The sequence below is a fragment of the Pseudomonas sp. NPDC078416 genome (assembly GCF_050268485.1).
In the GTDB taxonomy this organism is placed as follows: Bacteria; Pseudomonadota; Gammaproteobacteria; order Pseudomonadales; family Pseudomonadaceae; genus Aquipseudomonas.
Map to the genome: position 1 here is coordinate 47,025 of NZ_JBNNGV010000031.1, position 10,921 is coordinate 57,945.

At 59.0% G+C, this 10,921-nt stretch carries 10 protein-coding genes; 7 read left to right on the forward strand and 3 right to left on the reverse strand.

What is annotated here, in order from left to right:
• Nucleotides 1–47: 47 nt before the first annotated feature.
• From ACQKEN_RS21520 to ACQKEN_RS21530, 3 genes are all read left to right on the forward strand, one after another.
• Entirely contained in the window at nucleotides 48–1,319 is a 1,272-nt protein-coding gene (locus tag ACQKEN_RS21520) for a YeaH/YhbH family protein (protein WP_074886967.1), read from the forward strand.
• Complete coding sequence (locus ACQKEN_RS21525; protein ID WP_133775468.1) at nucleotides 1,316–2,878, forward strand: SpoVR family protein; 1,563 nt, start codon at nucleotides 1,316–1,318, stop codon at nucleotides 2,876–2,878. Before ACQKEN_RS21520 ends, ACQKEN_RS21525 begins: the two co-directional genes overlap by 4 nt.
• 70 nt (nucleotides 2,879–2,948) lie before the next feature.
• A complete protein-coding gene (locus tag ACQKEN_RS21530) occupies nucleotides 2,949–4,178 on the forward strand; it encodes a multifunctional CCA addition/repair protein (protein WP_427688585.1) in 1,230 nt (409 codons plus the stop codon).
• A gap of 58 nt (nucleotides 4,179–4,236) precedes the next feature.
• Here the strand turns inward: ACQKEN_RS21530 and folK are convergent, their stop codons facing one another.
• Nucleotides 4,237–4,764: a 2-amino-4-hydroxy-6-hydroxymethyldihydropteridine diphosphokinase gene (gene folK / locus ACQKEN_RS21535; protein ID WP_427688587.1), complete on the reverse strand. Its 528-nt coding sequence runs from the start codon at nucleotides 4,762–4,764 to the stop codon at nucleotides 4,237–4,239.
• Nucleotides 4,755–5,108 carry a dihydroneopterin aldolase gene (gene folB, locus ACQKEN_RS21540; protein WP_427688589.1) on the reverse strand — a complete coding sequence of 118 codons (354 nt, stop codon included), beginning with the start codon at nucleotides 5,106–5,108 and terminating at the stop codon, nucleotides 4,755–4,757. Before folB ends, folK begins: the two co-directional genes overlap by 10 nt.
• Before the next feature lie 74 nt (nucleotides 5,109–5,182).
• Between folB and plsY the strand changes: the two genes are divergently transcribed.
• Complete coding sequence (gene plsY, locus ACQKEN_RS21545; RefSeq protein ID WP_074886952.1) at nucleotides 5,183–5,752, forward strand: glycerol-3-phosphate 1-O-acyltransferase PlsY; 570 nt, start codon at nucleotides 5,183–5,185, stop codon at nucleotides 5,750–5,752.
• 48 nt (nucleotides 5,753–5,800) lie between these two features.
• Here the strand turns inward: plsY and tsaD are convergent, their stop codons facing one another.
• Nucleotides 5,801–6,826: a tRNA (adenosine(37)-N6)-threonylcarbamoyltransferase complex transferase subunit TsaD gene (gene tsaD / locus ACQKEN_RS21550; protein WP_108121150.1), complete on the reverse strand. Its 1,026-nt coding sequence runs from the start codon at nucleotides 6,824–6,826 to the stop codon at nucleotides 5,801–5,803.
• Between the two features lie 196 nt (nucleotides 6,827–7,022).
• Here tsaD and rpsU point away from each other — a divergent pair, with 196 nt between their 5' ends.
• The 3 genes from rpsU to ACQKEN_RS21565 form a co-directional block, all read left to right on the forward strand.
• Entirely contained in the window at nucleotides 7,023–7,238 is a 216-nt protein-coding gene (rpsU, locus tag ACQKEN_RS21555) for a 30S ribosomal protein S21 (RefSeq protein WP_002551877.1), read from the forward strand.
• Nucleotides 7,239–7,500: 262 nt separating this feature from the next.
• Nucleotides 7,501–9,468 (forward strand): DNA primase, encoded by a 1,968-nt coding sequence (gene dnaG, locus ACQKEN_RS21560; protein ID WP_065991325.1) that lies wholly within the window; start codon nucleotides 7,501–7,503, stop codon nucleotides 9,466–9,468.
• 67 nt (nucleotides 9,469–9,535) lie between these two features.
• On the forward strand, nucleotides 9,536–10,921 hold a 1,386-nt coding region (locus tag ACQKEN_RS21565), incomplete at its 3' end, for a sigma-70 family RNA polymerase sigma factor (protein WP_427688592.1).

A 10,921-nucleotide genomic window follows, 5' to 3' on the forward strand; every position in this document is an offset into this window, starting at 1 on the left:
CTACTTGCAGCTTGCGGCTCACAACTTGAAGCTCCCCGGAGGGGCCTATGAGCTATGTGATCGACCGACGTCTCAATGGCAAGAACAAGAGCACGGTGAATCGGCAGCGCTTTCTTCGCCGTTATCGTGACCACATCAAGAAGGCAGTTGAAGAAGCCGTCAGCCGGCGCTCCATTACCGATATGGAGCATGGCGAACAGATCAGTATTCCGGGGCGGGATATAGACGAACCGGTATTGCACCATGGTCGCGGCGGCAAGCAAACGGTGGTTCATCCGGGTAACAAGGAGTTCACCACCGGTGAGCACATCGCACGTCCCCAAGGGGGTGGCGGTGGCAAAGGGCCTGGCAAGGCGGGCAACTCCGGCGAAGGCATGGATGAGTTCGTGTTCCAGATCACTCAGGAAGAATTTCTCGAATTCATGTTCGAGGACCTGGAGCTGCCCAATCTGGTCAAGCGCAACCTGAGCGGCACTGACACGTTCAAGACCGTTCGCGCGGGCATCAGTAACGAAGGCAACCCGTCACGCATCAACATCATCCGTACACTGCGCTCGGCACATGCGCGGCGTATCGCCCTGTCGGGCAGCAGCAGGGCCAAGCTGCGGCAAGTGCAGGCTGAACTTGAACGCCTGAGGATCGAGGAGCCCGACAACTTCGGTGACATTCAGGAGCTGGAAATCGAGGCCGCGAAACTTCAGGCGCGGATTCGTCGCGTTCCGTATCTGGACACCTTCGACCTCAAATACAACCTGCTGGTCAAACAGCCGAATCCCAGCTCCAAAGCCGTGATGTTCTGTCTGATGGACGTTTCCGGTTCGATGACTCAGGCGACCAAGGACATCGCCAAGCGCTTCTTCATCCTGCTGTACCTGTTCCTCAAGCGTAACTACGACAAGATCGAAGTCGTCTTCATCCGCCACCACACCAGCGCGCGGGAAGTCGACGAGGAAGAGTTTTTCTATTCTCGGGAAACGGGCGGCACCATCGTTTCCAGCGCATTGAAGCTGATGCAGGAAATCATGGCCGAGCGTTATCCCACCAACGAATGGAATATCTATGCAGCGCAAGCCTCGGACGGCGACAACTGGAACGATGACTCGCCCATCTGCCGCGACATCCTGATCAAACAGATCATGCCGTTCGTGCAGTACTACACCTACGTCGAAATCACCCCGCGCGAACATCAGGCGCTGTGGTTCGAATACGAGCGCATCGGCGAAGCCTTCGCCGACACGTTCGCCCAGCAGCAGCTGGTCTCTGCCGGTGATATCTATCCGGTGTTCCGTGAACTCTTCCAGCGCAGGTTAGTGACATGACCGCTAGAGAGCAGAAGCGCCAACCCCTCTCCACGGGTTCAGAGTGGACGTTCGAACTGATCCAGGCCTATGACCGGGAGATCAGCCGCATCGCCGAACGTTACGCGCTGGACACATACCCCAACCAGATCGAGGTGATCACCGCCGAGCAAATGATGGACGCCTATGCGTCCGTCGGCATGCCGCTGGGTTATCACCATTGGTCCTACGGCAAGCACTTCCTCAGCACGGAGAAATCCTACTCCCGCGGGCAGATGGGTCTGGCGTACGAGATCGTCATCAACTCCGACCCGTGCATCGCCTATCTGATGGAAGAGAACACCATCTGCATGCAGGCGCTCGTTGTGGCTCACGCCTGCTATGGGCATAACAGCTTTTTCAAGGGCAACTACCTGTTCCGCACCTGGACCGACGCCAGCTCGATCATCGATTACCTCGTCTTCGCCAAGCAATACATCATGCAGTGCGAAGAGCGCCATGGGATCGACGCGGTCGAGGATCTGCTCGACTCGTGCCATGCGCTGATGAACTACGGCGTTGATCGCTACAAGCGGCCCTATCCGATTTCGGCGGAGGAAGAACGCCGCCGGATGAAGGATCGGGAGGAGCACCTGCAGAAGCAGATCAACGACCTGTGGCGCACGATTCCGAAAAGTGCGAGCAAGAACGACAAGGAGGATTTCTCGCGCTTCCCCGCCGAGCCTCAGGAAAACATCCTTTATTTCATCGAAAAGCACGCGCCCTTGCTGGAGCCCTGGCAGCGTGAGGTGGTGCGCATCGTCCGCAAGATCGCCCAGTATTTTTACCCGCAGCGTCAGACCCAGGTGATGAACGAGGGTTGGGCGACGTTCTGGCACTACACGCTGATGAATGATCTGTACGACGAGGGACTGGTGACTGACGGGTTCATGCTGGAATTTCTGACCTCACACACCAGTGTTGTCTACCAGCCGGGCTTCGACAGTCCTTATTACAGCGGCATCAATCCCTACACGCTGGGGTTTGCCATGTACCAGGACATCCGGCGGATGTGCGAGCACCCGACCGAGGAGGACCGCCACTGGTTCCCTGATCTGGCCGGCACCGACTGGCTCACGGCGGTGAAGTTTGCGATGAGCAGCTTCAAGGACGAGAGCTTCATCCTCCAGTACCTGTCGCCCAAGGTGATCCGTGACCTGAAGCTGTTCAGTATCCTCGACGATGATCAGAAGGACGACCTACTCGTGCCCGCCATCCACGATGAAACCGGCTACAAGGTGATTCGTGAAACCCTCGCCGCGCAATACAACCTCGGCAACCGCGAACCCAACGTGCAGATCTACAGCATTGACCGGCGCGGCGATCGCTCCCTGACCCTGCGTCATCAACAGCACGACCGTAAACCCCTCGGCGATTCCACGGACGAAGTGCTGAAGCACCTGCATCGGCTGTGGGGTTTTGATATCCATCTGGAGACGCTGCAAGGCGACCAGGTGATGAAAGTCCACCATGTGCCGCCGAGAAGCGAACACGCTGACAGTGAATATCCCCGGCTGGACCTGGCGGTCGTCCACTTATAGACCATGAGCGTTTCCAGCCTCCGCGATCGCGACTTAAGGTTTATCCTGTCGCCCTCACGGAGGCTTTTTTATGCAGATTTATAAAGTTGGCGGCGCAGTACGCGATCGCCTGCTTGGCAAACCGGTCACTGACATCGACTGGGTAGTAGTGGGTGCGTCGACCGAAGAGATGCTGGTCAAGGGCTACCGTCCGGTAGGAACGGATTTTCCGGTCTTCTTGCATCCGCTGACCGGTGAGGAATACGCGCTGGCCCGCACCGAGCGCAAGACCGGCAAAGGCTACGGCGGTTTTGTTTTCCACGCTCACCCGGACGTCACGCTTGAGCAAGATCTGATCCGCCGCGACCTGACCATCAATGCCATTGCCGAAGACAAGAACGGCCAACTGACTGATCCCTATCATGGCCAGCAGGACCTTGAAGCCCGAGTATTGCGTCACGTTTCCCCCGCGTTCGCCGAAGATCCCCTACGTGTCCTGCGCGTGGCACGCTTCGCCGCTCGCTATGCCCCCGACGGTTTCACCATCGCCCCGGAAACCCTCGAACTGATGAGTCAATTGAGCGGTTCGGGTGAACTGGAAGCGCTGACAGCGGAACGCAGCTGGAAGGAAATCTCCCGCGCGTTGATGGAAAAAGAGCCTCAGGTGTTCATCGAGGTCCTGCGCGAATGCGGCGCCCTGAACGTGCTGATGCCAGAGGTCGACGCGCTGTTTGGCGTGCCTCAGCCGGAAGCCCATCACCCTGAAATCGACACCGGCGTGCACGTTCTCAGCGTTTTGCATCAGTCCGCCCTGCACCGACAGCCGTTAAGCGTGCGTTGGGCGTGCCTGCTGCATGACTTGGGTAAGGGACTCACGCCGCAAGAGGAATGGCCGCGCCATATCGCCCATGAGCACAAAGGGCTCAAAGCGATCAAGGCAATGAACCAGCGTTTCAAGGTGCCAAGGGACTGTCAGGAACTGGCGCTGCTGGTGGGCGAATATCACACCCACGGCCATCGCGCGCTGGAGCTGAAGCCCTCGACACTGCTGGATCTGCTGCAGAGCTTTGACGTGTATCGCCGACCGCAACGCTTCGAGGAATTCATTGCCGCCTGCGAAATGGACGCCCGAGGCCGCAAGGGGTTTGAGGAGCGCACGTATCCGCAAGCCGAATATCTGCGCGGCGCTGCTGAAGCGGCGCGGCAAGTGGCGGTACAGCCGCTGCTGGAGAAAGGTTTTCAGGGCCAGCAACTGGGCGAAGCGCTCAAGCGAGAGCGGCTGGATACGCTGAAGGTGTACAAGGCGTCGTATCAGCTCTAAGCCGCCGAGTTGGCTGCGGCTCAATCTGGTTGCCTGTTCGACGCCTGTCTTATGCTGATTACACGGCAGCCAGCAGGGTGGCCGGGGTGAGTGGCTCGCCACGCCATTTAAAAGCCACCGGCCAGAGTTTCTGATCGATGTTCGCGTCGGCCCACAGTTGGGCAAACGACAGGCCGGCCTCGGGATGCAGGCGGTGCGGCGCGATCAGCGACAACGGCCACAGCACGAACGAGTTTTTGAGGATTTCGGCCCGGGGCAGAATCAGGCCGTCGAAATTGCCGACCTGCTCGTCATACAGCAGGACGTCGATGTCCAGCGGCAGCCCCTTGCGATCAGGGGCATAACGTCCGTTATCGGCTTCGATGAATTTGAGCCGACGGTCCAGTTCAGTCAGTGGCAGATCGGTCAGCGCCGAAACCACCAGATTAAAAAACGGCCCGCTCTTGATCCCCACCGGATGACTTTCGAACACCGGCGAGCAGGTCATGTCGGTGAGAAAGCCGGCAAGGGCGTCGAGGCCGGCGCACAGATGGCGCTCCCGCTCGATATTGCTGCCCAGCCCCAGAAAAATCCGTGTCAGCGACATCCGCGCTCGATCTCCACCCCAACGCCCTTCGCCGCTGGCACGGCTCCAGGCTTGGTCAATTTGAGGTGCAGCCAGGGAATATTGAACTCGCTCATCAGCACCCCTGCCAGGCGCTCGGCGAAGGTTTCGACCAGCTGAAATTGAGAGGCTTCGGCGAACGCCTGAATCCGCGCGGACACACTCGCGTAATCGAGCGCCTTGCTCAGATCATCCCCCGCGGCTGCAGGCCGATTGTCCCAGGCAAAACTCAGGTCCAGACGCAGGCACTGGCGAATGCCACGCTCCCAGTCGTAGGCGCCGATGACGGTATCGACCTCCAGACCTTCAATGAAAACTCTGTCCAAGCCTATCTCTCCGCTGCACGACAAGGGCGCGATGCGCCGTTAGAATCAAGGCATCCTCGCCCGGAATGGTTAGCATGTTTTGGTTACTGGCGGTCCTCGCCTACCTGCTCGGCTCACTGTCCTTCGCCATCCTGATCAGCCGCATAACCGGTCGCCCGGACCCGCGCGCCAGTGGATCGGGCAACGCCGGCGCGACCAACATGCTGCGCCTGGCCGGCAAGAAACTCGCGGTGCTGACCCTGATTGGCGACGTCTGCAAAGGCATGATCCCGGTGCTGATCGCCAGAGGTTTGGACCTCGACCCACGCCTGCAAGCCTGGATCGGACTGTGCGCAGTGCTGGGGCATCTGTTCCCGCTGTACTTCCGCTTTCGGGGCGGCAAGGGCGTGGCCACCGCCGCCGGCATGTTGCTGGCCTTGTATCCGCCAGCCGCCTTGCTCGCGATCGGCGCCTGGCTGCTGACGTTCTACCTCACTCGCACCAGCTCATTGGCGTCGTTGATCGCCACACCGCTGACGCTGCCGCTGCTCGCATGGCAGGAACCCCACGCGTTACTGCCGATGAGCGTATTGACGTTGCTTATCGTCTGGCGCCATCGGGGCAATCTACGCGACCTGTTTGCCGGGCGTGAACGGCATTTCTGACGCCACACCCTTTCACATCCCCAACCGGGCGCTTGCACCGCTTTGCCATCAAAGGCCGGGCAACTGCTCCATCGGCCAGCGCGCCTGGACTGTAATGCTCAGACTTTCCCTCTGCCCTGCCTGCAAACGCTGACAGCCGGCAAAGGCGATCATCGCGCCATTGTCGGTGCAGAACTCAGGACGGGCGTAGTAGACATTCCCACCCAGGCCATCGAGCATCTGCTCCAGCGACAGGCGCAACGCCTTGTTCGCGCTCACGCCGCCGGCGATGACCAGCCGTTTGAGCCCGGTCTGCTTCAGCGCGCGTTTGCACTTGATGGTCAAAGTGTCCACCACCGCCTGCTGGAAGGCCAGCGAGATGTCGCAACGGGTTTGCTCGCTGTCGTCCCCGGCGCTCTGACACTGCTGCCAGGTGTTCAGGGAGAAGGTTTTCAAGCCGCTGAAGCTGAAATCCAGCCCGGGGCGGTCCGTCATCGGACGCGGAAAGACGAAACGCCCGGCCACACCGGATTGCGCCAGACGGGATATCTCCGGACCACCGGGGTAATTCAGGCCCATCATCTTCGCGGTTTTGTCGAAGGCTTCGCCGGCAGCGTCGTCCAGGGTTTCGCCAAGCAGCTCGTAAAGACCAATGCCATCGACGCGAACCAGCTGCGTATGGCCGCCTGAAACCAACAAAGCGACGAACGGAAACTCAGGGGGATTTTCCTCCAGCATCGGTGCCAGCAAATGCCCTTCCATGTGGTGAACACCCAGTGCAGGGATGTCCCACGCAAACGCCAGCGCCTGCGCGCACGAAGCCCCCACCAGCAGCGCCCCGACCAGTCCGGGGCCAGCGGTATAAGCGATGGCGTCAATCTCGGTCACGGCGCAGTCGGCCTCGGCCAACACCTGACGAATCAAGGGCAGCATGCGTTTTACGTGGTCACGCGAGGCAAGCTCCGGAACCACGCCGCCATAGACGCGGTGCAGGTCGATCTGGCTGAATAATGCATCGGCAAGCAGCCCGCGTTCGCTGTCGTACAGCGCGACACCGGTCTCATCGCAGGAAGTTTCCATTCCCAGTACTAGCATGGGGTACGCCTTGTGGAGGCTGAATTCGAAGGCGCGCATAATAGTCGCCGCTCATGCCTGCGACCAGTGCTTTTCGATCAGAGGCTTTGCATTCCGCGAAGCAAGGGGTTAACATCCGCAACCCTTAAAAACCGACGTACTTAGTGCAAGCGTTGCAGTAAGCGTTGACCCCGGTAATGAATGAAGGTAGCTCTGGATGCCAGCCGTCAAAGTTAAAGAGAACGAACCCTTCGACGTAGCTCTGCGTCGTTTCAAGCGCTCCTGCGAAAAAGCCGGTGTTCTGGCTGAAGTTCGTAGCCGCGAATTTTACGAGAAGCCGACTTCTGAGCGTAAGCGTAAAGCAGCTGCTGCTGTTAAGCGTCACGCCAAGAAAGTACAGCGCGAACAGCGCCGCGCCGTTCGTCTGTATTAATACAGACGTCTGACGCAAGCTTCTGCCTTGCCCGGCCTTCAAAGCCGGGCTGTCGGCAGTTGCAGTTCTAGCCTCAAGCAACACCGATCAAGCAACACAAGACAGAGGCTGTTGACGCCGCAGATGCGACCGAAACAAACCCCGTCGATATCTTCCAGCCTGATTCAGGCCGCGTTGACCCGTCTACACTGACCAAGCAACCGTCGTTACGGTTTGGATTCGCCACGATCTTTCTGGCGGGGCGCCTGATGATGAGAACGCCATGGCCGGACTGATTCCCCAAGGTTTTATTGACGACCTCCTGAACCGCACCGACATCGTCGATGTTGTCAGCTCACGCGTTCAATTAAAAAAGACCGGCAAGAACTTCAGCGCCTGCTGTCCTTTCCATAAAGAGAAGACACCGTCGTTCAGCGTCAGCCCGGACAAACAGTTCTACTACTGCTTCGGTTGTGGCGCGGGTGGCAATGCCCTCGGCTTCATCATGGACCACGACAACCTGGATTTCCCCCAGGCCGTCGAAGACCTGGCCAAAGCCGCCGGGATGGAAGTCCCACGCGAACAAGGCGTCAAAGGGCAAAAGCCCAGGCAGCCTACCGATTCGCCGCTCTACCCCCTATTAACAGCCGCCGCCGATTTTTACCGGGCTGCACTGAAAAGCCATCCAACGCGGAAATCCGCGGTGGAATACCTGAAAGGCCGCGGCCTGTCAGGCGAGATTGCCCGCGACTTCGGACTGGGCTTCGCCCCTCCTGGCTGGGACAACCTCTACAAGCACTTAAGCAGCGACACCCTTCAACAGAAGGCGATGATCGATGCCGGCCTGCTGATCGAAAATGCCGAAACCGGCAAACGCTACGACCGCTTTCGCGACCGGGTGATGTTCCCCATTCGCGACAGTCGCGGCCGTGTGATCGCATTTGGCGGGCGCGTGTTGGGCGACGACAAGCCCAAATACCTGAACTCTCCTGAAACCCCGGTGTTTCATAAGGGTCAGGAGTTGTACGGTTTATTCGAAGCTCGCAAATTTAACCGTAACCTGGACGAGATTATCGTCGTCGAAGGCTACATGGACGTTATTGCGCTGGCCCAACAAGGCTTGCGCAATGCCGTTGCGACGCTGGGTACCGCGACCAGTGAAGAGCATTTGAAGCGGCTGTTTCGTGTGGTACCGAACGTGTTGTTCTGCTTCGACGGTGACCAGGCTGGCCGAAACGCCGCCTGGCGCGCACTGGAAGCCACGATTCCCGGCTTGCAGGACGGCCGGCGCGCGAGGTTTCTGTTTCTTCCCGAAGGGGAAGATCCCGACACCCTGGTGCGGGCCGAAGGGACTGACGCGTTCAAGGCGAGAATCAACCAGCACGCACAACCGCTGGCTGACTACTTCTTCGAGCAGCTGACCAAGGAGGCCGATCCGCGCTCCCTGGAAGGCAAAGCACACATGGTGACGCTGGCCGCGCCACTGATCGAAAAAGTGCCGGGCGCGAATTTGCGTGAGCTGATGCGTCGACGCTTGAAAGAGATCACCGGACTGGACACCGCTGCGGTCAACCAATTGATGCAGTCCGCTCCGGCGGAGGCTCAGCCCAGCTACGATCCGGGCTTTGATTACGAGGCCGTGCCGGATTACGGCGATTACCAGCAGCATGATTACCAGGCGCAGCAGGAATGGACACCGAACGCGCCGGGCGGTCAGCAGAAGAAATGGGACAAGAAGCCTTGGGACAAAGGCAAGAAATGGGACAAGAACGGCAAGCGTCCTGATTTCGAACCTCGCGGGCCACGCACACCGGCGACGGTTGAGCCGCCGGCGCTGACAGCACTCAGAACGTTACTGCATCACCCTGAGCTGTCGGCGCAGGTCGCCAACGCCAGTACGTTTGCCGATGAAGAAAACGTGTATTCGCAGCTTCTGGTGGCGCTGATTGACGCTACACAGAAAAACCCGAAGCTGCGCACGATGCAGTTGATTGCCCGCTGGCATGGCACCGATCAAGGACGATTACTGCGTCAACTGGCGGAAAAGGAATGGCTGATCTCGGCCGATAACCTTGAACAACAGTTTTTCGACACTATAACTAGCTTGTCAGCCCGCCAACGCGAGCGACATCTGGAGCAATTGATCAGGAAGGAACGGCAGTCAGGCCTGAGCGCAGAAGAAAAAGTTCAGCTGCTCAACCTGTTAAATCGCAAAGTTCCTGCACAAACCCCGACCTCAACTGGCGTGTGAGGTCATAGCTCGGGTATAATCCCCGGCTTGTTTTTTGCCCGCCAAGACCTTCAGTGGATAGGGTGTTATGTCCGGAAAAGCGCAACAGCAGTCTCGTATCAAAGAGTTGATCACCCTGGGTCGTGAGCAGAAGTATCTGACTTACGCAGAGGTCAACGACCACCTGCCTGAGGATATTTCAGATCCAGAGCAGGTGGAAGACATCATCCGCATGATCAACGACATGGGGATCCCCGTACACGAGAGTGCTCCGGATGCGGACGCCCTTATGTTGGCCGACGCCGACACCGACGAGGCAGCCGCTGAAGAAGCCGCTGCTGCGTTGGCGGCGGTTGAGACCGACATCGGTCGCACGACTGACCCAGTGCGCATGTATATGCGTGAAATGGGTACCGTCGAGCTTCTGACACGCGAAGGCGAAATCGAAATCGCCAAGCGTATCGAAGAAGGCATCCGTGAAGTGATGGGCGCGATAGCGCACTTCCCTGGCACGGTTGAGCACATTCTCTCCGAGTACACTCGCGTCACCACCGAAGGCGGTCGCCTGTCCGACGTTTTGAGCGGATATATCGATCCGGACGACGGCATTGCGCCGCCAGCCGAAGTCCCGCCGCCCGTTGACCCCAAGGCCGAGAAGGTCGAAGGCGCTGACGACGAGGAAGACGACGCTTCCGATGACGAAGAGGACGAGGTAGAAAGCGGCCCGGACCCAGTCATCGCCGCCCAGCGCTTCGGTGCCGTTTCAGACCAGATGGCAATTGCCCTCAAGGCGCTGAAAAAGCACGGTCGCGGCAGCAAGCAGGCCAACGCTGAACTACTGGCCCTGGCCGAGCTGTTCATGCCGATCAAGCTGGTTCCGAAACAGTTTGAAGGTCTGGTCGAGCGTGTTCGCGGTGCCCTTGAGCGTCTGCGTGCACAAGAGCGCGCCATCATGCAGCTGTGCGTTCGTGATGCACGCATGCCGCGTGCCGACTTCCTGCGCCAGTTCCCGGGTAATGAAGTTGACCAGAGCTGGACCGATGGATTGGCAAAAGGCAAAAGCAAATACGCTGAAGCCATTGGTCGTCTTCAAGCCGACATTCAGCGTTGCCAGCAGAAGCTGACTGCGCTGGAAGAAGAAACCGGTTTGACCATCCTGGAAATCAAGGACATCAACCGTCGGATGTCGATCGGTGAGGCCAAGGCCCGCCGCGCGAAGAAAGAAATGGTTGAAGCCAACCTGCGTCTGGTGATTTCGATCGCCAAGAAGTACACCAACCGTGGCCTGCAATTCCTCGATCTGATCCAGGAAGGCAACATCGGTCTGATGAAGGCGGTGGACAAGTTCGAATACCGTCGTGGTTACAAGTTCTCGACGTACGCCACCTGGTGGATTCGTCAGGCGATCACTCGCTCCGGCCGAGTGGATGCGCGCGCTGAAGAACAGCCTGATCGTCGCCCCGGCTGCCACGGT

What these genes read in the sequence shown, in the direction of transcription:
- rpsU (WP_002551877.1), top strand. Translation starts at nt 7,023, where the DNA reads ATGCCAGCCGTCAAAGTTAAAGAGAACGAACCCTTCGACGTAGCTCTG.
- ACQKEN_RS21520 (WP_074886967.1), top strand. Translation starts at nt 48, where the DNA reads ATGAGCTATGTGATCGACCGACGTCTCAATGGCAAGAACAAGAGCACG.
- ACQKEN_RS21525 (WP_133775468.1), top strand. Translation starts at nt 1,316, where the DNA reads ATGACCGCTAGAGAGCAGAAGCGCCAACCCCTCTCCACGGGTTCAGAG.
- dnaG (WP_065991325.1), top strand. Translation starts at nt 7,501, where the DNA reads ATGGCCGGACTGATTCCCCAAGGTTTTATTGACGACCTCCTGAACCGC.
- ACQKEN_RS21530 (WP_427688585.1), top strand. Translation starts at nt 2,949, where the DNA reads ATGCAGATTTATAAAGTTGGCGGCGCAGTACGCGATCGCCTGCTTGGC.
- plsY (WP_074886952.1), top strand. Translation starts at nt 5,183, where the DNA reads ATGTTTTGGTTACTGGCGGTCCTCGCCTACCTGCTCGGCTCACTGTCC.
- tsaD (WP_108121150.1), bottom strand. Translation starts at nt 6,826, where the DNA reads ATGCTAGTACTGGGAATGGAAACTTCCTGCGATGAGACCGGTGTCGCG.
- folK (WP_427688587.1), bottom strand. Translation starts at nt 4,764, where the DNA reads ATGTCGCTGACACGGATTTTTCTGGGGCTGGGCAGCAATATCGAGCGG.